The following is a 21,482-nucleotide window of genomic DNA, read 5'->3' as shown; positions in this document are numbered from 1 at the left end:
TCACTCCGCGAGCCGCGCGCGCTCCTCGCGGAGCGCCTGGAACACCCGCCGCCGGACCCGGTCCTGCTCCTTCTCCGGGATGTCGACGAACCGGATGCTCATCACCCAGCGGGCGGCGCGGGCCTGCAGGCGGATCACCTCGCCGGTGACCAGGAGCGGTCCGTCCTCGAAGCGGACGGTCAGCGCCAGCCTGGTCCCGGCCTCCGGCGCGATGCCGAAGCCCTCGAACTGCACCCGCAGGCCGGCCTCGCTGACGTCCAGCGTCTCGCCCTTGAGCTCCACGCTGCCGATGCCCGCCTCCACGGGCACGACCACGCGGCCGCGGACCGCCGACCGGCGCTGGCTGTGCTCGGCCGGACCGGTGACGGTGAGCCGCCAGCGCACGACCGCACCCTGCTCGACCTCGAGCACCTCGGCCGGCAGCGCACGCTGCCCCTCCGTGGTGCGCCAGAACACCTCGACGGCGTCGCCGGGCTGCACGACCGTCTCCGCGACGAACTCGCCGGCGGAGGGACGCACGGAGATCACCCCGGCGTGGACCACCTCCACCCGCGAGCTGACGGCGACGTTGGTGCCGGCCAGCCGCACCTCGGCCTCGCTCTGCTCGGCCGGGTGGTCGACGCCGGGAACGGTGGTCATGGATCCTCTTCCGATTCGGTGCTCGCGTCGGCGCCCTGGTGCTCCGCCGACGCGCGCGGGAACGGTAACCCGGCGCGGGACGGCTGCCGGTGCCCCCACCCGGCGACGCGCCGGAGCGACACGCCGCCTGCCCGCACCGGCAGGGCGGGGGACGGACGGGTCCCGGTCACCGGGCCGGCTCCGGCACGCCACCGCCGCTCTCGGGAGCGTCGACGGCCGGTTCCGCGGCCCCGACGGCGTTCCGGGTGGTCTTGGCCCGGTAGAGCTGCTGGTCGGCCCGGGACATCAGCTCCAGCGGGTAGGTGCCCGCGCCGCCGGCGGCGGCCACCCCGAGCGACAGGCTGAGCTCGCCGGGCGCAAAGCCCGGCGGCTGCAGGAGGCGGGCCTCGCGGCGCAGCTGCTCGGCCAGCTCGGCGGCCCGTACCCCGTCGGCACCGGGCAGCAGGACGGCGAGCTCGTCGCCACCGAGGCGGGCCACGAGGTCGCCACCCCGCACGCGGGCGGACAGCAGGCCGGCGACGGCGCGCAGCGCGTCGTCCCCTCCGCCGTGCCCGTGCCGGTCGTTGACGTCCTTGAAGTGATCGAGGTCGACCAGCACCACGCTCAGGATCTCGCCGCGCTGCCGGGCCCGGGTGCACAGCGCGGAGAGCTCGGCGTCCCACCGGCGGCGGTTGGCCAGCCCGGTGAGCGGGTCCTCGTGGCTGAGCCGTTCCAGCTGGGCGAGCAGCACGCCGGTCCGCTGCTGCTCGCGCTCCAGCCGGGCCCGGGTCAGCAGCTCACGGGTGGTGAGCGCGTGCCGGCGCAGGTGGGCGAGCACGGCGATCAGCGACGCGGTGGCCAGGTAGACGCTCACCGCCAGCAGGTCCGCGGCGGACAGCCCGGCCCCGGGGGTCAGCGACCAGAGCCCCAGGGCGGCCCAGGAGACGGCGACCAGCGCCACGGTCCAGCGCGGCCGGGCGACGAGCACGCAGCCACTGCCGTAGATGGCGAGCGTGAAGCCGAGCAGGTGGTACTGCGGATCGGCCGACCGCGTCACGATCCAGGCGACCTCCGCCTGCACCACGGCCAGGAGCAGGAAGGTGAACAGCTCCGGCCGGCGACGGCCCAGCGGCAGGCGCCAGAGCGCGAGCAGGGCCAGCAGCATCGGGACCTCGCACAGCAGGCGCACGGCGAGGAAGGTGCCGGCGTTCCCGGCCTCGGTCACCAGGTCGACCAGCGACCACACCGGAACGGCGAGGACGGCGACCCAGCCGACCAGCAACCCGGCCGTGCGGGCCCGCTCGGCCAGCTCCTCGGGGAGTCCAGGGATGGCCTGGGTCAGCTCGGCGACCGCCGCCCCGCGCGCCCGCCGGGCCTCCCGCCGGCTCGACGGCACCCCGCCGGGCACCGGGGACGGCGCCGCGGGCAGCACGTCGCCCCGGCGCAACATCGCCACCAGGCGCTCGAGCACATGAGACGGCACGGTTCTGCAATCGGCAGATCGGGGGGCTCCCTGAGCGATCCCGGTCGATGTCACCCGGGCGGGTGACCTCGACGGCATCCGCCCAGGTCACCCGCCCGTTCAGCTGTTGCGGCGGGCCGCGAAGCCGGCGACGAAGTCGCGCAGGCTGCGGGTCGGCCGCAGCCACGCGCCGTCCGGCGGCAGGGCGTCGAGACGGACCCGGTCCAGGGGCTCGGTGAAGGCGCCGGGGACGTCCTCGATGTCGATGAACTCCAGCAGGTCCGAGCCGATCGCGTACCCGGCCACCTCGCTGAAGGCGACCACGACGACCTGGGTGCCCTGCCGGACGAGCTCCTCCAGCGGCTCGGCGAAGTTGCGGCCGTCGCCGGAGAAGACCACCAGCCGCCGCAGCCGGTGGCTGTGCTGCCGGACGGCGATGTGGTCGAGCATGTCCTGGTCGATGTCGTCGTCGGGCTGCGACTTCGGCCGGGCGAACACCGAGTAGCCGAAGCCCCGCAGCGCCTCCACCCAGCGCTGCAGCGATCCCGGCTGCGGGGGGATGTTGGCGAAGACGCAGGCCTCGACGTCGGACGAGTCCGGTGCCGCCGGGTCCCCCGCCCCCTCGACGAACCACGCCGCGATCGCGTCGAACCGCGGTCGCGAGGCCGCCGTCGGCCGGGCCCCGATCACCGTCGACAGGGTCATGTCGATGTTGGGGGCGTCCCAGATCAGCAGGTCCAGCGGGGGGCGCCGGCCGTCGTCGGCGGCCCGCGCCGGCTCCTCGCCGATCCCGGCCGCGGCCTCGGAAGTGTCCAGCACGGGGACAGTCTGCCCGTCGCCGGTGCCCGGTGTCCCCGCGGGCGACGGAGCGGGCGCGGCGGGGCGCGGCGGACCCGCGGGCGCGGTCGCGCGCCGCCCGGGACGGCGGAGGATCACCCGGGAGCGGGAACGGCGTGGCCGGCCGTCGCGATGGCGCAGACGTCCCCGCCGGCCAGCCGCACCTCGCGGACCCAGTCCGGCAGCCGTTCGGCGGGCATGGGATGGCCCAGCAGCCAGCCCTGGGCGAGGTCGCAGCCGGCCTCGCGGACCATCCGGAGGTGCTCCGGGGTCTCGATCCCCTCGGCGACCGAGCGGATGCCGAGGGTCCGGGTGAGCCCGACGATCGCCGCGAGCACCGCACCGGTGTCGCCGGCGACCACCCGCTCGGCCGCGGCGAGCAGCGAGCGGTCGATCTTGAGGGTGCCGATCGGCAGGGAGAACAACTGGGCCAGCGAGGACCACCCGGTCCCGAAGTCGTCGATGGCCACCCGCACGCCGAACCCGCGCAGCACCGAGAGCTGGTCCTCGGCCCGGGTCGGGTCCTCCGCGACGCTGGTCTCGGTGAGCTCGAGGACCAGCTGATCCGCCGGCAGGCCGGACTGCTGCAGGGCCACCCGCACGTCCCGGACCAGCGTCTCGGCGGAGAAGTGCCGGGCGCTGACGTTCACCGACATCCGCAGGTCCAGCCCCTGGGCGGCCCACTCGGCCGCCTTGCGGGTGGTCTCGCGCAGCAGCCAGCGGGTGATCGGGATGATCTGGCCGGTCTCCTCCGCCACCGACAGGAAGGTGTCCGGGGAGAGCAGGCCGCGCTCCGGGTGCTGCCAGCGCACCAGCGCCTCCACACCCTCGATCTCGCCGGTGTCGAGGCGCACCACCGGCTGGTAGTGCACGACGAGCTGGTCGATGGCGTCCCCGCGCAGCCGGGTCGCGACCTCCAGCCGCCACCGGGCGGCCTCCCGCAGGGCTGGGGAGAACAGGTGCACGCGGTCCCGGCCGGAGCTCTTCGCCGCGAACATCGCCGAATCGGCGTCGCTGAGCAGGTGGTGGGCGTCCCGGACGTCGGGCCGCGCCACCGCGACACCGATGCTGGCGCTCAGCGGCACGGTGATCTCCCCGACCGCGAAGGGGCGGGTGAAGGCCGTCTGCAGCCGGAAGGCCAGCGCCGCGGCCTCGGACGCGTCGCAGCCGTGGGCGAGCACCACGAACTGATCGGCCCCCAGGCGCGCCACGGCGTCACCGGGGCGGAGCTGCTCGGAGAGCCGACCGGCCACCAGACGCAGCAGCTCGTCACCGATCTCGTGCCCCAGCGAGTCGTTGACCGTCTTGAACGCGTCGAGGTCCAGGACCAGCAGCGCGACACCGGCGCGGTGGTCGGCCGCCAGCGCCTCGGTGGTGAGCTCCAGCAGGCGGGCCCGGTTGGGCAGCCCGGTGAGGTCGTCGTGCCGGATCTTCCAGACCAGCTCGTCGCGCGCCCGCACCTGGTCGGTGGTCTCGGTGTGGGTGATGACCACGCGGCCCTCGGCGTCCACCCGGGTGGCCTGCAGGTGGAACCAGAGCACCCCCTCCCGCGTCGGCGACGAGTAGTCGAGGTGGAACGAGCGGCCGTCGGAGCTCGCGGCGTCGCTGATCAGCGATCGGAGGCCCGCGGCGAGGTCGGCGTACGCGGCGCGGTCCAGGCTGTGCGTCATGCTCGTCAGGTAGTCCTCGCCCACCCGCCCGGGCCAGGCCGCGTCCGGCAGCAGCCGCCGGCCGTTGCGGCTCCAGGCCCCGTTCGCCGAGAGGATCCGCCCGTCCGGGCCGATGAGGACGGTGGGCGAGGGCAGCGCCTCGAGCACGGCGGAGAGCTCGCGCAGCTGGGCGTCGCGCTCCTCGTCGCTGCGCCGGCGGGTGTCGATGTCGCGGAAGAGCACCGCCGCGCCCGCGCGGTCGGAGAAGACCCGCACCTCGTACCAGCGCGAGGTCGGCTCGTAGAAGAAGTGGAACTCCCGCGAGCGGCCGTCGCCGAGCACCTGGCGGTACTGCTCCTCGGCCACCGAGTCGCGCAGCCCCGGGAACACCTCGCGGGCGTCGCGGCCGAGCAGCTCGCCGGCGCGCTGCCCCAGGAGGCGTTCGGCGGCGGCGTTGAGATAGACGAAGCGCCCCTGCGCGTCCAGGCGGTAGACCGCATCGGGCACGCCGCTCAACGGGTCGGGCCGGCCCTCGCGGTGCCGGTCGTCACCTGGTAGCACGCTGCCCGCTCTCGTCCGGTGGTGGTCTGCGTCCGCTCGCACGGAGCTCGACACGACTGCTCGCGATGGAAACGGGCAGCACGTGAGCCGTCCCCGAGAGTAATAGCCCGGAGGCCACCTCAGCGCGGGACGATGCCAGACCGCTGCACTATCTCGGCGGCAGCGGTCCGCGTCGGCAGGGTGCCGAGGACGGTCCCGGCGTCCCCGCCCAGGCGAGAGGCGCAGAAGGCGTCGGCCACGGCCGCCGGGGAGTGCCGCAGCAGCAGCGAGCCCTGCAGGCACAGCGCGAGCAGACCGGCGACGCGCCGGGCGCGGAACGGCAGCCCGTCCCGGTCGCCGAGCTCGGCCGACAGCCGCGTGACGGCGTCGTCGAACCGCCGGTCGGCGCCGCGCGCGAGCTCGATCTCGGCCGTGACGGCGGCCAGTGACTCCGACGAGCGCTCCAGCGCGCGCAGCACGTCGAGCGCGATGACGTTGCCCGAGCCCTCCCAGATGGAGTTCAGCGGCGCCTGCCGGTAGAGCCGCGGCAGCCCCGACTCCTCGACGTAGCCGTTGCCGCCGAGCACCTCCAGGGCCTCGGCCACGACGCCGGGCGTGCGCTTGCAGACCCAGTACTTGGCCGCCGCCCCCGCCAGCCGCAGGAAGGCCGCCTCCCCGCCGTCCACCGCCGCGGCCAGCCGGATGCCGAGCGCGGTGGCGGCCTCGCTCTCCACGGCGAGGTCGGCCAGCACGTTCTGCATGAGCGGCTGGTCGGCCAGCAGGGCACCGAAGGCCCGGCGGTGCCGGGCGTGGTGGATCGCCTGGGTCAGCGCCGCCCGGACCGTCGCGGCCGAGCCGAGGACGCAGTCCAGACGGGTCATGTTGACCATCTCGATGATGGCCGGCACCCCGCGTCCGGGTTCACCCACCAGCCAGCCCGTCGTGCCGTCGAACTCCACCTCGCTCGAGGCGTTCGACCGGTCGCCGAGCTTGTCCTTCAGACGTTGCACGTGGAACACGTTGCGCGTGCCGTCGGGCAGCACCCGCGGGACGAGGAAGCACGACACCCCCTCGTCGAGCTGGGCGAGCACGAGGAAGAGGTCGCTCATCGGCGCCGACGTGAACCACTTGTGCCCGGTCAGCAGGTAGGTCCCGTCGGCCTGGGGGACGGCGCGGGTGGTGTTGGCCCGGACGTCGGAGCCGCCCTGCTTCTCGGTCATCCCCATGCCGGCGACCAGGCCGCGCTTGGCCGTGGGCGGGGCCAGGCCGAACTCGTAGGCGCGCGCGGTGAGGCCGGGTGCGTAGCGGGCGGCGAGCTCCGGGGCGCGGCGGAGCGCCGGGACGACGGCGTAGGTCATGGTGGTCGGGCAGCCGTGGCCCATCTCCACCTGCGTCCAGCCGACGTAGCCCACCGCGCGGCGCACGTGGGCGTGCGGGTCGCCGGCCGCGGAGTCCGCCCACGGGGCACCCCCGAGGCCGTGCTCCACGGCCGTGCGCATCAGCTCGTGCCAGGCCGGGTGGAACTCCACCTCGTCCACCCGGTGGCCGTACCGGTCGTGGGTGCGCAGTCTCGGTGGGTTCTCGTTCGCCAGCCGGCCCCACTCCTGGGCCTGCTCGCTGCCCGCGATCTCCCCGAGGTCGCCGAGTGACCGCAACGTGGCCTCGTCGGCGTGCCGGACGCAGGCCTCGGCGAGGGCGGCGTCCCCGGCGATCGGGTCGTGCCCCACCAGCGGCGGGACCTGGTTGGTGACCTCGTGGGTGGCGGTCATGCCCGCACGGTAATCCGGCGCCGGCGCATGGCGGGTCCGCCGTTCCCCGGCGGGCCGGCGCCGGGGCGGGCTCAGCGGCGCACGAGGCGGCCCAGGGCGAGACGCGCCGGCGGGGCGTAGGCCAGCACGACCGGCGCGGGCCCGGAGAGCCGCAGGCCGGTGGTCGTCCCGCCGTGCGGCCCGTCGGACACCCAGTGCAGCAGCGACAGGCGCAGCGGGCCGACCGCCACGTGCCACGACCACCGGCGGGCGGACTCGTCGACGTGCTCGACGGTGACGGGCAGCGCCAGTCCCAGCGGGCCACGCACCCGGCCCGAGACCCCGGCGACCAGCCGGTCGACCGGCAGCTCCACACCGGTGATCTGCGGCGACCACTCCGGCCAGCGGGCGGGGACGGCGTAGCGCTCCCAGACCTCGTCGGGCGGAGCGGGTCCGGTCGCGTGCACGGTCAGCGTCGTCACGGCGAGGAGGTGCCCGCGACGGGCGCGGCGGACACCTCGGGGTCAGGCGGGCGGGCCACCCAGCAGCAGCTCGCGGAGCAGGTGCATCGCCATCGTGACGGACCGGTCCCGGATCGCCGCCCGGGAACCGGGCAGCGCGAGCGACCGCGTCCGCTCGGCGTCGGGCGCGAGCACGCACAGGTGCACCGTGCCCACCGGCTTCTCCGCCGTCCCGCCGCCGGGGCCGGCGATCCCGGTGATGCCGACGCCGATGTCGGCGCCGAACCGCGACCGCACCCCCTCCGCGAGGGCGCGGGCCACCGGGGGGCTCACCGCGCCGTGCTCTGCGAGCACTGCGTCGGGGACGCCGAGCAGCTGCTGCTTGGCGTCGTCGGCGTAGGCCACCACGCCGCCGAGCACGGCGGCCGAGGCGCCGGGTCGTTCGGTCAGCCGCGCCGCGAGCAGACCACCGGTGCAGGACTCGGCGGTGGCCACCGTCAGCCCCCGCTCGGTCAGCGCCGCCGCGACCAGCTCGTCGAGGGTGGGGCCGGTGGAGAAGAGCGTGCCGGCGTACCGCTCGCCGAGCACGGCGGCGAACCGGTCGTAGACCGGCTGGGCGGCGGTGGGGAAGCGCGTGACGATCTCCAGCTCCCCCTCGCGCAGGCACGTGGTGATCTCCAGGCCGGCGAGCTCCGGTTCGACCTCGCGGAGGGTGGCGGCCAGCTGCGCCTCGAGGGTGCCCCACAGCCGGACCGTCTCCTGCCGGAGCTCCGTGGCGCCGGACAACGCCGTCCGGATCGGCTCCGCGGCGACCGCCGCCGGCCACATGCCCCGGAGCTCCCCGGGCGGCCCGGGGAGCACCAGCACCGGCGGGCCGGTACGGCCCGCCGCGGGCGGCACCACCAGACCCGGCGCGGTGCCCACCGGTTCGAGGACCGTGGCGCCCTCGGGGACCAGGGCCTGCTTGCGGACGCCGGCCGCGGTCGCCGCCGGATCGGACCGCCAGCCACGGCGCGCCATCAGCCGCTCCACGATCCGCCCGACCCGCTCCTCCAGCCCGGGGTCGACCGCCGAGGGGCGGCCCTGGAACTCGCCGACCACCTGCGCGGTCAGGTCGTCGGCGGTGGGGCCGAGACCGCCGGTGGTGATGACGAGGTCGGCACCGGTGCCGACCAGGAACGCCAGGGCGGCCAGGAGGTCCTCGGGCCGGTCCCCGACCACCACGACGTGGCCGACGTCGACGCCGGCCCGCCGCAGCTGCTCGGCCAGCCAGGGGCCGTTCCGGTCGGCGACCCGACCGGTGAGGACCTCGGTCCCGGTGACGACGATTCCGGCTCGGGTGACCACGACCCGACCCTAGGCGTGCCGCCCCGGGCAGACGACCGGCGCGGTCCCGGGTGGCATGCGGACGCCGCGCGGCCGGCGCCGATAGCGTGCGGGGGCACCGCACCGACCGGTTCCTGTCGGAGCCGTCCCGAGGAGGCACCGTGACCACGCCGTCCGACCCGCAGACCCCCACCCCGGGTCCCGGCTTCGCGCAGCCCGACACGGCGGAGATCCCCGTGGCCGCCCCCGCCGCGGCCAGGACGACGATCCAGCAGCTCCCGCCCCCCTCCGCACCCGCGCACTCGTCTCCCTCCGGCGCATCGGCACCGTCGGCCGCCGCAGCGCCCCAGCCGGACCCCGCGACGGCGCCGCAGCCCACCGGCCCGGTCCAGTTCGTCCCCGGCCCGCCGGGCGCCGGGGCCACTCCCGCGTCGGCGCAGCCGACCACGTCCTCGTGGCCCGAGATCCTCGAGGACGGCGAGACCGGGGACGAGGCCGCCCGCCCGAAGGAGCCGCGCGCCCCTCGGGACCGCACCGCGCTCGCCGGCGCGGGGCTGGTGGCGCTCTCCCTCCTGCTGCTCGAACTCGGGCTGGCGCTGGAGTTCGGCACCGACTCGTTCTGGTCGGCCCTGCCGCTGTGGTCGGCATTCGCCACCGGCTGCGTGCTCCTGGGGCTGGCCGCGTTCGCCGGGCTGGTGCCGGTCGGCCGGCGGCTGGACCGGCGCACCGGCCGGCGGATCGCCGCCGGCGGCCTGGCCGGCCTCGCGGTGTTCTGGGTGCTCGTCGTGCTGCCGAACGCCGACAGCGACCGGGGCTTCCTGCACACCGCCGCCCTCGCCGCCCTCGGCGGTGCGGTGTGGCTCGCCAGCGGCCGCGGCGACCGGTCCGCCGCGGAGTGAGCCGCTAGTCCCGCCTGCTCAGGCCGACGCCGCGGCCGTTGGCGGCTCCGTTGCCGTTCCCGTTGACGCCGGCGTTGCCGTTCCCGTTCCCGTTGCCGTTCCCGTTCCCGTTCCCGCCGGAGTTGCCGGGCGCGTCGTCGTCGCCTTCCGCCTCGTCACCGCCCTCGTCCGCGTCACCGCCCTCGTCCGCCGCTCCGTCGTCGGGCGGCGCCGGTGCGGAGTCCACCGGCTGGGGCGCCACGGGCGCCGGGGCGGGGGCCGGTGCGGGCGGCGCGACCGCATAGGTGACGGTGACGACCGAGCCGCGGGCCAGCGTGCCCACCGGCCCGACGTCGAGCACGTGCTCGGCGGGCACCGCCGAGCTCTCCTCCCCGACCAGGTCCACGCCCAGCCCGGCGGCGACGAGCTCGGCCTCCACGTCGGCGACCGGGCGCCCGAGGTAGTCGGGGGCGGCGAGCACCACGGTCTCCGGGGCCTCGGTGGTGCCGGTTCCCGGGTCGACCGGGGCGTCGCCCCACACCTGCAGGGCGGCCACGCCGAGCCCCGCGCCGACCAGGAGGGCGGCGAGCGGGGCGACGAGGCGCCGGCGGGGTCGGCGCGGTGCCGGAGCAGTGGCGTCGGCAGTGGCACCGGCGGGGGCGGGGCTCGAGAACGCGGTGACGTCGAGAGCCCGCGTGCGGCCGCCCGGGGCGACCGGTGGCAGCGGCCGTCCGGCGCGGACGTCGTCGACGGCGTCGCGGAAGGCGGCGCCGTCGGGGAAGCGCTCGGCCGGGTCCTTGAGCAGCGCCCGGTCGATGAGCGTGCGGACCTGCTCCGGGACGTCGGCCGGCAGCGGGGCGGGCATCTCCCGGAGCTGGCGCAGGGCGATCTGCACCGAGTTCTCCCCGTCGAAGGCCCGGTGCCCGGTGAGGCACTCGTAGCCGATCGCGCCGAGCGCGTAGACGTCGCTGGCGGGGCCCGCCTTCCCGCCGGCGGCCTGCTCCGGGGAGAGGTAGTGCGCGGTGCCCACCACCTGCCCGGTCTGGGTCAGCGGCGCGCTGGCGGCCGACCAGGCGATGCCGAAGTCGGTGATCTTCACGGTGCCGTCGGGAGCCACCAGCACGTTCCCCGGCTTGACGTCCCGGTGCACCAGCCCGGCGGCGTGCGCGGCGGCCAGGCCGGCGGCCGTCTGGCCGAGCACCTCCAGGGTGCGGTCGACGTCCAGCCGCCCCTCCCGCGCCAGGAGCTGCGCGAGCGACTCGCCCTCGACCAGCTCCATCACCAGGTAGGCCAGCGGCTCGCCGTCGTCGGCGGTGCCCTCGCCGTAGTCGAAGAGCGCCGCGATGTTGCGGTGGGTCAGCAGGGCGGTGTGCTGGGCCTCCGCGCGGAACCGGGCGAGGAAGGTGGCGTCGCCGGTGTACTCGCTGCGCAGCACCTTCGCCGCGACCGGCCGCTGGAGGACGACGTCCCGCGCCCGCCAGACCTGGCCCATGCCGCCGGTGGCGAGCAGCGAGAGCAGCTCGTAGCGGCCACCGAGCAACCTCGTCGAGGGCGGCCGGCGCCCCGCCGTCACGAAACGGGCGACGAGGTCGGCGGCGTCGTCGGTGGCGTCGACGACGGCGACGGCTCCGTGGAGGTCGAGCTGGTCGGCGAGGTCGACGTCGTCCCCGTCGGGGTCGTCCCGGTCGGCTCGGTCGTCGTCTCCTCGGGCGCACTCGTGGACGTCGCGGGGAGCGGAGGCGTCGTCGTCGCCGCGGGGGTGCTGGTCGAGGGAGCCACCGGCTCGGTCGTCCGCGGCGCGCTCACGGGCGCCGGGCGGTCGACGGCCGCCCCGGTCACCACCGGACCGCGTGGCGCCTCGCGTTGCTGGGGCGCGGCCGCGGCGTAGCGGACCACCACCAGGTCCCCGTTCTGCAGCGGGAGGCCCGCGGGCGAGATCCCGGTCACCCGGTCGGCGACGACGTCGTCGCGGACCTCGGCGCGCACGGTGACGGTCAGCCCGAGCGCCGCGAGCCGCTCGGCGACCTCGCCCACGGGCCGGCCCACGTAGTCGTCCTCCGCGAGCACGAGGCTGCCGGCGATGCGCTGCTCGGCCGCCACCGGGCTCGTGGGCGGCGTCCCCCCGGTGAGCGACTGCAGCACGGCCGCGGTGATGCCCGCTCCGGCCAGCAGGCCCAGCAGCGGCAGGAGCACCACGGTCAGCCGGCCGCGTCGGCGGGCCACCGGCGGACGGGCGACACCGGGCTCGGTCGGCGCCCCGGACGGGTGCGCCCCGCCCGGGCGGGAGCCACCGGCCCGGCGCCGCCGCGGCCGGTCCCCTCCGGCCGGCCCGAGATCGGGTCGGCGACCGGCCTGCAGGTCGGCGACGGCCGCGGCGAAGCTGGCGCCGTCGGGGATGCGGGCGTCGGGGTTCTTGACCAGGGCGCGGCTGATCAGCGTCCGGACGCCCGGGGGCAGCTCGCCCGGCAGCGGGTCCGGGTCCTGCCGCACCTGCTTGAGCGCGATGGTGACCGCGTTGTCGCCCTCGAACGCCGGATGCCCGGTGAGGCACTCGTAGCCGATCAGCCCGAGCGCGTAGACGTCGCTGGCGGGGGTGGCGTGCCGCCCCTCGGCCTGCTCGGGGGAGAGGTACTGGGGTGTGCCGATGACCTGGCCGGTGCGGGTGAGCGCCACGCTGCGCGCCGACCAGGCGATGCCGAAGTCGGTGATCTTCACGGTGCCGTCGGGGCGGACCAGGATGTTCCCGGGCTTGACGTCGCGGTGCACCATGCCGAGCCGGTGCGCCTCCGCCAGCCCCGAGGCGGTCTGGCGCAGCAGGGACAGCGTCGTCTCCGGGCCGAGCGGGCCCTCCCGCCGGAGCAGGGCCGACAGGGGCTCTCCCTCCACCAGCTCCATCACCAGGTAGGCGAGCGTCTCCCCCGACCCGTCCCGGGCGGTCTCCTCGCCGTAGTCGAAGACCGCCGCGATGTTGGGGTTGCCCAGCGACGCGGCGTGCTGGGCCTCGGCTCGGAAGCGGGCGACGAAGGTCGGGTCGCCGGTGTACTCGCTGCGCAGCACCTTCACGGCGACCGGCCGGCCCAGCGCGGTGTCCAGCGCCCGCCAGACCTGGCCCATGCCGCCGGCGGCGATCAGCTGGTGCAGCTCGTAGCGGTTGCCCAGGCACCTGCGTCCTGGTTCCACCACGGGGGTCGCTCCTCGTCCGGCCCGTGCCCCGGGCCCTGTCCGTCCGGGGAACCGCGCAGCACCCCGACGTCTTCCGGTGTCCAGCCCGCGCCCGGGCTACACATCACGGTTCGGCCTCATCGTCCCCGACGGGTACGGGTGCTCCGGACCGGGCCCGTCGTGGGGCCGCCACCCCCGGCGTGCCGGTTGCGCCGCGTAGGCGCGGGGCCACGTCCACGCTCACTCCTCGACCGCTCCCCGGCCTCCGCGGCCTCCCCGTCATCGCCGCGACCCGGGTCGACCCGGATCGGGCAGGGCGGAGCCGGGTGCGCCGCCGGCTCCACCTCGCCGTGACCGGGTCGACCCGGCAGCGGCGAGCGCCGGAGATCGGGACCGAGGAGGCAGACGACGCCCCGGTGCAGCCTGGCAAGGTGACCGGCACCGGCCACGCACCCGTGGCGCACCGATCGAGCCGGAAGGCAGGGCGACGATGTCCGACACCGTGACCCGGGAGGACGCCGGCGGCGTCGCGACCCTCACCCTCCAGCGCGCCGGGCTGACGTCGGCGCTGCGCCAGGACCTGCGCGCCGCGCTGGAGGACGTCGCGGCGGACGGGTCGGTGCGGGCCGTGCTGCTCACCGGGACGGGACGGGCCTTCTGCGTGGGCCAGGACCTCGGTGAGCACCTGGAGAAGCTGCAGGGGGAGGGCGAGCCGCCGCTGTCGGTGGTGGAGCGGGAGTACAACCCGCTGGTGCTGGCGCTGGCCGGCCTCCGGGTCCCGGTCGTCGTCGGGATCAACGGCGCGTGCGCGGGGGCCGGGCTGGGCATCGCCCTGGCCGGCGACCTCCGGGTGGCGGCCGCCGGGGCCAAGTTCACCACGGCGTTCACCGGGATCGGGCTGTCCAGCGACTCGGCGCTGGCGGCGCGGCTGGTGCACAGCGTGGGCGGCTCGCGCGCGGCACAGCTGCTGCTGATGCCGGAGCCGTTCCTCGCCGAGACCGCCGCGGAGTGGGGGCTGGTGCACCGCGTCGTGGCGCCCGAGCAGGTGCTGCCCGAGGCGCAGGAGCTCGCGGCGCGGCTGGCCGCGGGCCCGACGGCCGCCTACCGCGCGGTGAAGACGGTGCTGGCCACCGCGGCCACCGACTCGCTGGAGGAGACCCTCGCCCTCGAGGGGCGGCTGCAGTCCGAGGTCGGGCGGACCGCCGACCACCGCGAGGCGGTCGAGGCCTTCCTGGAGAAGCGGGCTCCGCGGTTCACCGGCCGCTGAGCGGGGCCGTCGACCGGAGGCGTGCACCTGCCGTCGGGCGGGCGGGTCCGACCCGACGGCAGGGCGTCAGGGGGTCGCCGACGACGGCGGCGCGAGGGTGGTGCACGCGGCGCAGACGTCGGCGGCGCGGAGCGGCCACGGCTGCTCGGGGGTGACCCGGGCCAGCGTGCCGCAGAGGGTCAGCTCGCAGGCCCCGTCGACCTCGGCCACCGGCCGATGCAGCTCCACCGCGTGCCACAGCGCGGCGGTCGGCCCGTGGGCGCGGCTGCGGGCGGCGGCGAACACGGCGGTCTGGACCATCATGCGGAGGAGGTCGGCAGCGCCGGGTCCCCGCGTTACGGGGCCGGGTGCACGTCCCACCCCGAGGGGTGAGGGACGCCGGGCCGGTGCAGGATCGACGGCATGGAGCTCACCAAGCACGGACACGCCTGCGTGGTTCTCGCCGACGGGGACCGGCGGCTGGTCATCGACCCGGGCGCCTTCACCGATCCGGTGGCGCTGGACGGCGCGACGGCGGTGCTCGTCACGCACGAGCACTTCGACCACTTCGTGCCCGACCGGCTGCGCGCGGCGATGGAGGCGAACCCCGGTCTCGAGGTGTGGACCAACCGGTCCGTGGCGGCGCAACTGGAGGGCGCCGGGAGCCGGGTGCACGTGGTCGGCGCCGGCGACGTGGTCACCGCCGCGGGGTTCGAGATCCAGGTGCACGGGGAGCTGCACGCGGAGATCCACCCGGACATCCCCCGGGTGGCCAACGTGGGCTTCCTCGTCGCCGGTGAGGTCTTCCACCCGGGCGACGCGTTCACGGTGCCCGAGACGCCGGTCCCGACGCTGCTGCTGCCGCTGCACGCGCCGTGGTCCCGGACGGCCGAGGTCATCGACTACGTGCGCGCCGTCCACGCCGACCAGGCGTTCTCCGTGCACGACGGGCTGCTCAACGACACCGGGCTGGGCGTCGTCGGCGGGCTGCTCGGGGAGCGGGGTCCGGGGACCCCGACCCCCGTCAGCCGGCTGGCCCCGGGGGACACGGTCGAGCTGTGAGTCCCTCCGGGGCCGGCTGGATCAGTGCCTGACCTGGATCAGTGCCGGACCTGGATCAGTGCCGGACGGAGCGGTTCGAGCGACCCGCCGTACCCGCGTAGCCACCGACCAGCACGAGGGCTGCGACGACGGCCAGCACGAAGCCGAGGATGTTGAGCTCGAAGATGTCGCCGGTGCCGAAGAAGCTGGCGATGAGGCCACCGATGATCGCGCCGACGACACCCAGCACCAGGGTGGCGACGATGCTGATGTTCTGCTTGCCCGGCAGGAGCAGCCGGGCGAGCGCGCCGATGACGAGGCCGATGACGATGAGGCCGAGGATGTCGAAAAGCACAGGGTTCTCCTTCGTTCGACCGGCGCTGCGCTACCGGCAGGGGGCCGGGCGCACCACGCCGGTGCACGACAACAGGCAGTACCCGACTCCATGACAGTGATGCGTCGATCCCCCGATCGGGGTGGCGATCACTGCTGGTCAGGGGGTATTGGTGGCGCGCGCCACATGGGCGGGCACCTTCGCCAGCTCCGCCTCGACGGTCTGCTGCACCAGCCGCCGGAGGGCCCCGCGCTGCAGGCGGCGGACCACGCGGCTGCCACCGACCGGCTCCTGCGTGAGGGTGATCGACACACGGGTGCCGCCGGCAGCCGTGTCGGCCAGCTCGATCCGCGTCGTCCAGGTCTCCGGCGTCAGGTCCAGCCGGGAGACGACCAGCCGGGGCTCGTCCCACTCCAGGATCTCCCCCCGGGGGGCACCGGCCCCCGGGCTCGCGCCGTCGAGCTGCCCGGGCGCGCACAGGAACGTCGTGCCGACCCCCGGGGCCCCGGCGGCGCCGAGCACGTAGGAGACGTCGCAGACGGCGCAGTAGGGCTCGAGCACCGCCAGCGCCCGCCAGACGACGGCGCGCGGTTCGGGCACCTCGCAGGCCCCGGTCGCGGTCGTCACCTCAGCGCCCGCCCACGGAGACCTCGAACTCCACCTGGCTGACGTCCGGTCGCAGCCTGGAGAAGCTGTGCACCAGCGGCCGCCCGTCGCTGTCCCGGACGGTGGTCCGCACCACCAGCAGCGGGGAGCCGGCCACCACGCGCAGCAGGTCGGCCTCCTCGGGTGCGGCGGTCCCGACGTCGACGACGATCCGGGCGTGGGCCAGGTCGGCGGAGTACTCGCGGCGGAGGAACTCGTAGAGCGACCCCTCGCCGAAGTCCGCGTCGGCGGCCCGCGGGTAGAGGTCGGCGGGGAGGAAGCTGTGCGCCACGTGGTTGGGCGTGCCGTCGACGCTGCGCAGCCGGACCAGTTCCACCACGTCGGCAGCGGTGTCCAGCTTCAGCTCGGGAGCCACCGGGGCCGGCACCGGGACCACCCGCTGGGTGAGGACCGTGGTGCCGACCTGGGCACCCTGCTCGGTCATCACCGAGTTGAACCCGGCGATGCGGTGCACGAAGCTCTCGCGGTACTCGTGCCGGATGGCCGGGCGGGTCACATAGGTTCCCCGGCCCTGCTCGCGGACGAGGTGGCCGTCGGCGACCAGGCCGTCCACGGCACGCCGCAGCGTGATGCGGCTGACCCCGTACTCGGCGCAGAGCACCGGCTCGGGCGGCAGGAGCGTCATCTCCGGCAGCGCGGCCACGCGGCGCCGGAGATGCTCCCGGACCGACAGGTACTTCGGTCCGTACACAGGGCTGGCCACGGCACAAAGGTACTGCCCGTAGAGACGTCTGGTCGTCATGTCGTATGGGACGTCACATCCGACCGGGTCCGTGACGCTCGGCACATCACGGACAGATGACACCTGGGACGGCAGGTGGCACGGAGCCGGTCCGGGGGCCCAGGATCACCGCGTGACCGATGCTCCGGACTGGCGAAGGCGCAGGTGGGAGGCCACCCACGAGCGGATCACCGCGGCCGCGGTGCGGTTGTTCGAGGACGCCGGCTTCGACCAGGTGAGCGTCAGCGGCATCGCCACGGCGGCGGGGGTCTCGGTGCCGACCTTCTACGCGCACTACCCGAGCAAGGAGCACGTCGTCATGCGGCTGATGGCGCCGGAGCAGGTGGCCGCCCTCGTCGCAGCCCAGCCGGCCGCGCTGCCCCTGGCGGCCCGCATCCGCCGGGCCGCCGTCGACTCGCTCGCCGGTGTCGACGGCGAGACCCGCGCACAGCTGCACGCCCGCTGGCAGATCATCGCCGGCAGCGCCACGCTGCGGCACCGCGCCGGCGAGTTCGACCGGATCACCGCGACGATGGTCGCCAAGGCCCTCGCCGGGGGCGGCGATCCCCGTCCGGCCGACCTCGTGGTGGCCAGCGCCTACCTCGCCGCCTACACGACCGGGCTGCTGATCTGGGCCGACAACCCGGACGACGCCACCCTCGAGCAGTGCATCGAGTCCGCCTTCGACGCGCTCGAGCAGGCGTGACCGATCAGCCCCGCGGCGCCCGGAGCTCCACCACGGTGACCTCCGGCCGGGCCCCGACCCGCATCGGCGGGCCCCAGTACCCGGCTCCCGAGGTGACGTACAGCTGGGTGTCCCCGTGCCGGGAGAAGCCCTCCACCGCCGGCTGGTCCAGGCGCACGGCGTAGTCGAAGGGCCACAGCTGCCCGCCGTGGGTGTGCCCGGACAGCTGCAGGTCCACCCCGGCCGCGGCGGCCTGGTCCACCATCACCGGCTGGTGCGCCAGCAGGACCACCGGGGTGGCGTCGTCCCGCCCGTCCAGGGCCGCGTCGAGGTCGGCGCCGTGGCCGGGCAGCCCCGACGCCGCCGCCGTCCGGTCGTCGATGCCGGCGAGGTCGAACGAGGCGCCGCCGCGGCGGATGGCCACCCGCTCGTTGCGGAGCACGTCCACCCCCAGCGTCGGGAGGTGGTTCATCCAGGCGCGGGTGTCGACGAAGTACTCGTGGTTGCCGGTGACGAAGTAGACGCCCTGCTCGCTCACCAGGTCGGCCAGCGGCGCGACGTCCTCGCGGAGTTCGTCCACGTCGCCGTCGACCAGGTCACCGACGATCGCCACGACGTCGGGGCGCTGCTGGTTGACGATCTCGACGACCCGCTCGAAGCGCCGACCGCCGTAGGTGGCCGAGAGGTGCCCGTCGGAGAAGGTGACGATGCGCAGCCCGTCCAGCGCGGGGTCCAGCCCCTGCAGCGTCACCGGGACCCGGCGGACCACCGGCGCAGAGTTGGCGAAGTACGCCCCCGCCCCGGCCGTGCCGAGCGCGACCGCCCCCGCGGTCACCGCCAGCCCCCGGGCCAGGAAGAGCCGCCGGGGGAGGCCGGTGTCGACGGCGGGGTCCTCGGTCAGGACACCGGCCGTGACATCGGCCGTGACACCGCCGTCCTCCCGGACGGCACCGCGGGACGTGTCACCGTCGTCCTGCCGGACGGCACCGCGGGCCGTGACATCGCCGTCCTCCCGGACGGCACCGCGGCCAGGTGCCGCGCCCCCATCGGGTGGAGCCGCTGAGTCCTGCCCTCGCGAAGGCCTCCGGCCCTCACTCGGCAGGACGAGAACCCGTTCGCGACGCCGGATCCGGGCGTTGCCGACCAGCCGGACCGGCTCGAGCAGCAGCAGGGCGAGGACGGCGTAGAGCGCGATGCCGAGCCAGCTGTACCCGACCCAGCTCAGCGGGGCGAGGGCGTCCAGGGAGAGGGTGCCGCGCAGCGTGACGGCCAGGATCGGCAGCACCGCGAGGACCGCGGTGAGCGCGGTCAGCCGGCGGCGCAGCCTGCCCGCCCGGGTGGTCCCGCGCACCAGGCGCAGCCACAGGTAGCCGTGCAGCAGCCCCACGGCCAGCAGGACCACCGTCCCGAAGCCCAGCAGACCGATCAGGGACAGGGCGGACCTCCGGAGGGCGTGGACGGGGTGGGCGCCGGTGCGGTGCGCGCCGGTGCAGAGGAGAGACGACGGAGAGCTGCGCCGCGTTCCCGGTCGCGGTCAGCCGGCGGTGCCCAGCCTGGACGACAGCGCGAACGCCAGCTTCGAGGCGCGCGGCGACGGGCGGGCCCCCGCGGCGACCAGCACCTCGCCGACCGCGGCCAGCACGGGCTCCTCCCCCTCGACCAGCTCCACCTCGACCTCCCGCCAGGAGCGCACCTCCGGGGAGCCACCCGGGTCCGCGGGCCGCACCGTCGCCGTCACCGTGTCGTCGGCGACCTCGGCCAGCGCCCGGCCCGCGGCGTCCCGGAGGACGGTCACCACCCGTCGGGTCCGCATGGTCACGACCGGCACCGGGACCTCACCGGCCAGCAGGTCGGAGACCGCCGCCAGCAGCTCGGCGGGGGCGGTGCCGGTGCCCAGCGGCAGGTGCAGCTCCCGGCGGGCGGAGCCGGCGGGGAGCTTCAGGTGCCAGCCCTCGTCCGGCCCGCCGGTGCGGCGGCGCAGGGTGACCCGGCCGCGGACCAGCCGCAGCCCGGGGGTGTCGTGGTAGACCGCCTCCAGCTGGTGGGTGACGGGTGCGTCGGCGGCGGCGACGCCGGGGACCGCGTCGAGCGGGGGCAGGACGAAGGCCGCGTCGACCTCGAACTTGCGCTCGACCTCCAGCTGCTCGGTGACCACGGACCCGACCGTAGGGCAGCCGGCGGTCGGCGGCTCCTCCGCCCGCTGGCTACCGTGACCGGCATGCCCCCGACACGGCCCGATCAGCGGTGGGCGGTCGCGGCGGCGCTGCCGTGGGCGGCCGCGGCCGCCCTGCGCGGCACCGGGACCGAACGCGGCTTCCCCCTCGTGCCGGCGCTGGCCTTCACCCCGTACGCGGCCGCCACCGTCGTCCTCCCGCTGGCCGCCGCCGTGCGGGCCCGCTCGCTGACCGGCGCGCTGCTGGCCGCCGCGGCCGGCGCGACGCTCGGGACGGCGGTCCGGACCGCCCGGGGCCGCCCGGCCGCCGGACCCGCACCGGCCGGCACCCGGCTGCGGATCGCCACCGTCAGCCTGCGGCTGGGTCTGGTCCCCGCAGAGCCGGTCGTCGAACTCGTGCGCGAGCACGACGTCGACGTCCTGGCGGTGCAGGAGCTGACCCCCGACGCCCACCGGCGCCTGACCGCGGCCGGCCTGGAGCGGGCGCTCCCCCACGCCCACGTCGTCCCCGCCCGGCCGGGCAGCGTCGTCTCCGCCTCCGGTGGCGTCTGGAGCCGGTGGCCGGTCACCGGCCACGGGGTGATGCCCGGCGGCTTCGAGCAGCCGACCGTCCGGGTCTCCGCCGGCTCCGGGCCGGACGTGGAGATCACCGCCGTCCACACCCGGCCCCCGTCGACCTCCCCCGCTGCCGTCCGCGGCTGGGCCGAGGACCTCGCCGCGCTGCCGGCGCCCGATCCGGGGGCGCTGCGCGTGCTGGCCGGGGACTTCAACGCCACCCTGGACCACGCCGCGCTGCGGGCGGTGCTGCGCCGGGGGTACCGGGACGCCGCCCGTGCGGTGGGCCGGGGCCGGGCGTGGACCTGGCGTCCGCTGCGGCTCCCGCTCCCGCGGCTGGTCCTAGACCACGTCCTGGTCGATCCACGCCTCGCGGTCGCCGGCTGCGCGGCGGTGCCGGTGCGGGGCAGCGACCACCGGTCGCTGGTCGTGGATCTGGTGCTCCCGGGCGGCTGACCCGGCCGCCATGTTCACCGACGCCCTCCGCTGGGCAGCCCTGAGGACGTGGCGCGACCCGAGCGCCGCACGGAGGGGAGCCGACCCATGTTGAGCGAGCGCGAGGTGGCCGCCGCGATCGGCAGCACCGCCTACGGCGATGGTGGCGACAAGCTGGGCACCGTCGAACACTTCTTCGTCGACGACCGGACAGGTGAGCCGACCTGGGTGGCGGTGACCACCGGGCTGTTCGGCACCCGGCACTCGATCGTGCCCGCGGGGCAGGCGGCCTGGGACGACGGGCGGCTGCACCTGCCGGTGAGCGCCGACGCCGTCAAGAGCGCTCCGTCGGTCGGGGGCAACCACCTCGACCCGGGTGAGGAGGAGGAGCTCCGCCGTCACTACGGCGTCGGCGCCGGCAGCGGCGAGGGGCGCCACCGGAGCCCGGACCCGCTCCCCCCGGCCGGCGACGCCCCACCGGCCCCGCCCGCCGACACGGGCACCGGCACCGCCGCGGCCGAGGGCGCCATGACCCGCAGCGAGGAGCAGCTGCGGGTCGGCACCGAGCGGGTGGCCACGCGCCGGGTGCGACTGGTGAAGTACGTCGTCACCGAGGACGTGCAGATCACCGTGCCGATCCGCCGGGAGGAGATCCGCGTCGAGGAGATCCCCCTGGGTGCGGAGGACTCCGCCGACGACGGAGACTCCGGCGAGTCGCTGGTCCCGGCCGGCACGTCGGCCGGCTCGGACCTGCCGGGCGAGATCATCCTGCACACCGAGCGGCCGGTGTTCAGCGTCGAGGTCGTGCCCACCGAGCGGGTGCGGCTGCGCACCGAGCTGGTCGAGGGGCAGGAGACGGTCACCGAGCAGGTCCAGCGCGAGCAGGTCGTCGTCGACCAGGACGGCACCGACCGGCGCGGCTGACCGGCCGGCCCGGTCAGCCGC

At 76.0% G+C, this 21,482-nt stretch carries 21 protein-coding genes; 6 read left to right on the top strand and 15 right to left on the bottom strand.

Translation table 11 applies throughout. From position 1 onward, the window contains the following. The 7 genes from ACI79T_RS20340 to ACI79T_RS20310 form a co-directional block, all read right to left on the bottom strand. The gene (locus ACI79T_RS20340; protein ID WP_456611907.1) at positions 1-639 is read right to left on the bottom strand and encodes a PilZ domain-containing protein; all 639 of its coding nucleotides are present in this window, start codon (positions 637-639) and stop codon (positions 1-3) included. A gap of 166 nt (positions 640-805) precedes the next feature. Next, entirely contained in the window at positions 806-2,089 is a 1,284-nt protein-coding gene (locus ACI79T_RS20335; protein WP_456611906.1) for a GGDEF domain-containing protein, read from the bottom strand. Between the two features lie 111 nt (positions 2,090-2,200). Then, entirely contained in the window at positions 2,201-2,899 is a 699-nt protein-coding gene (locus ACI79T_RS20330; protein WP_456611905.1) for an NYN domain-containing protein, read from the bottom strand. Between the two features lie 113 nt (positions 2,900-3,012). Further along, complete coding sequence (locus tag ACI79T_RS20325; RefSeq protein ID WP_456611904.1) at positions 3,013-5,127, bottom strand: putative bifunctional diguanylate cyclase/phosphodiesterase; 2,115 nt, start codon at positions 5,125-5,127, stop codon at positions 3,013-3,015. Positions 5,128-5,246: 119 nt separating this feature from the next. Further along, positions 5,247-6,875, bottom strand: coding sequence for an acyl-CoA dehydrogenase family protein (locus tag ACI79T_RS20320; RefSeq protein WP_456611903.1), 1,629 nt, complete (start codon positions 6,873-6,875; stop codon positions 5,247-5,249). A gap of 71 nt (positions 6,876-6,946) precedes the next feature. Further along, on the bottom strand, positions 6,947-7,336 hold the full coding sequence (locus ACI79T_RS20315) for an SRPBCC family protein (RefSeq protein ID WP_456611902.1): 390 nt from the start codon (positions 7,334-7,336) through the stop codon (positions 6,947-6,949). Between the two features lie 42 nt (positions 7,337-7,378). Next, a complete protein-coding gene (locus ACI79T_RS20310; protein WP_456611901.1) occupies positions 7,379-8,662 on the bottom strand; it encodes a competence/damage-inducible protein A in 1,284 nt (427 codons plus the stop codon). A 140-nt stretch (positions 8,663-8,802) separates the two neighbouring features. Here ACI79T_RS20310 and ACI79T_RS20305 point away from each other — a divergent pair, with 140 nt between their 5' ends. Further along, on the top strand, positions 8,803-9,540 hold the full coding sequence (locus ACI79T_RS20305) for a hypothetical protein (protein ID WP_456611900.1): 738 nt from the start codon (positions 8,803-8,805) through the stop codon (positions 9,538-9,540). 4 nt (positions 9,541-9,544) lie between these two features. Here the strand turns inward: ACI79T_RS20305 and ACI79T_RS20300 are convergent, their stop codons facing one another. Both ACI79T_RS20300 and ACI79T_RS20295 read right to left on the bottom strand, forming a co-directional pair. Then, the gene (locus ACI79T_RS20300; RefSeq protein ID WP_456611899.1) at positions 9,545-11,059 is read right to left on the bottom strand and encodes a protein kinase domain-containing protein; all 1,515 of its coding nucleotides are present in this window, start codon (positions 11,057-11,059) and stop codon (positions 9,545-9,547) included. Between the two features lie 29 nt (positions 11,060-11,088). Then, positions 11,089-12,702, bottom strand: a complete 1,614-nt coding sequence (locus ACI79T_RS20295) for a protein kinase domain-containing protein (RefSeq protein ID WP_456611898.1) — start codon at positions 12,700-12,702, stop codon at positions 11,089-11,091. Between the two features lie 469 nt (positions 12,703-13,171). Between ACI79T_RS20295 and ACI79T_RS20290 the strand changes: the two genes are divergently transcribed. Next, on the top strand, positions 13,172-13,948 hold the full coding sequence (locus tag ACI79T_RS20290; protein WP_456611897.1) for an enoyl-CoA hydratase-related protein: 777 nt from the start codon (positions 13,172-13,174) through the stop codon (positions 13,946-13,948). A gap of 66 nt (positions 13,949-14,014) precedes the next feature. On the opposite strand, the gene ACI79T_RS20285 is transcribed toward ACI79T_RS20290, so the two are convergent. Then, positions 14,015-14,251 (bottom strand): hypothetical protein, encoded by a 237-nt coding sequence (locus ACI79T_RS20285; protein WP_456611896.1) that lies wholly within the window; start codon positions 14,249-14,251, stop codon positions 14,015-14,017. A 99-nt stretch (positions 14,252-14,350) separates the two neighbouring features. Between ACI79T_RS20285 and ACI79T_RS20280 the strand changes: the two genes are divergently transcribed. Continuing rightward, a complete protein-coding gene (locus ACI79T_RS20280) occupies positions 14,351-14,989 on the top strand; it encodes an MBL fold metallo-hydrolase (RefSeq protein WP_456611895.1) in 639 nt (212 codons plus the stop codon). A 55-nt stretch (positions 14,990-15,044) separates the two neighbouring features. Here the strand turns inward: ACI79T_RS20280 and ACI79T_RS20275 are convergent, their stop codons facing one another. From ACI79T_RS20275 to ACI79T_RS20265, 3 genes are all read right to left on the bottom strand, one after another. Further along, positions 15,045-15,323 carry a GlsB/YeaQ/YmgE family stress response membrane protein gene (locus tag ACI79T_RS20275; RefSeq protein ID WP_456611894.1) on the bottom strand — a complete coding sequence of 93 codons (279 nt, stop codon included), beginning with the start codon at positions 15,321-15,323 and terminating at the stop codon, positions 15,045-15,047. Positions 15,324-15,461: 138 nt separating this feature from the next. After that, positions 15,462-15,929 (bottom strand): SRPBCC family protein, encoded by a 468-nt coding sequence (locus ACI79T_RS20270; RefSeq protein WP_456611893.1) that lies wholly within the window; start codon positions 15,927-15,929, stop codon positions 15,462-15,464. Position 15,930: 1 nt separating this feature from the next. Then, the gene (locus tag ACI79T_RS20265; RefSeq protein WP_456611892.1) at positions 15,931-16,671 is read right to left on the bottom strand and encodes a GntR family transcriptional regulator; all 741 of its coding nucleotides are present in this window, start codon (positions 16,669-16,671) and stop codon (positions 15,931-15,933) included. Between the two features lie 151 nt (positions 16,672-16,822). Here ACI79T_RS20265 and ACI79T_RS20260 point away from each other — a divergent pair, with 151 nt between their 5' ends. Next, positions 16,823-17,395 carry a TetR/AcrR family transcriptional regulator gene (locus ACI79T_RS20260; protein ID WP_456611891.1) on the top strand — a complete coding sequence of 191 codons (573 nt, stop codon included), beginning with the start codon at positions 16,823-16,825 and terminating at the stop codon, positions 17,393-17,395. Positions 17,396-17,399: 4 nt separating this feature from the next. Here ACI79T_RS20260 and ACI79T_RS20255 read toward each other — a convergent pair whose 3' ends face one another. Together ACI79T_RS20255 and ACI79T_RS20250 are read right to left on the bottom strand one after the other, a co-directional pair. Further along, positions 17,400-18,776 (bottom strand): metallophosphoesterase, encoded by a 1,377-nt coding sequence (locus tag ACI79T_RS20255; RefSeq protein ID WP_456611890.1) that lies wholly within the window; start codon positions 18,774-18,776, stop codon positions 17,400-17,402. A gap of 132 nt (positions 18,777-18,908) precedes the next feature. Further along, positions 18,909-19,529 carry a CYTH domain-containing protein gene (locus tag ACI79T_RS20250; protein WP_456611889.1) on the bottom strand — a complete coding sequence of 207 codons (621 nt, stop codon included), beginning with the start codon at positions 19,527-19,529 and terminating at the stop codon, positions 18,909-18,911. 63 nt (positions 19,530-19,592) lie between these two features. On the opposite strand from ACI79T_RS20250, the gene ACI79T_RS20245 reads away from it, so the two are divergent. Together ACI79T_RS20245 and ACI79T_RS20240 are read left to right on the top strand one after the other, a co-directional pair. Then, entirely contained in the window at positions 19,593-20,558 is a 966-nt protein-coding gene (locus tag ACI79T_RS20245) for an endonuclease/exonuclease/phosphatase family protein (RefSeq protein ID WP_456611888.1), read from the top strand. Between the two features lie 87 nt (positions 20,559-20,645). Further along, a complete protein-coding gene (locus ACI79T_RS20240) occupies positions 20,646-21,461 on the top strand; it encodes a PRC and DUF2382 domain-containing protein (RefSeq protein ID WP_456611887.1) in 816 nt (271 codons plus the stop codon). Positions 21,462-21,482: the final 21 nt, after the last annotated feature.

It is taken from the genome of Blastococcus sp. SYSU DS0619, from assembly GCF_054051035.1.
Note: the sequence above shows the minus strand (reverse complement) of the source record. Positions and strands in the feature narration are given on the sequence as shown.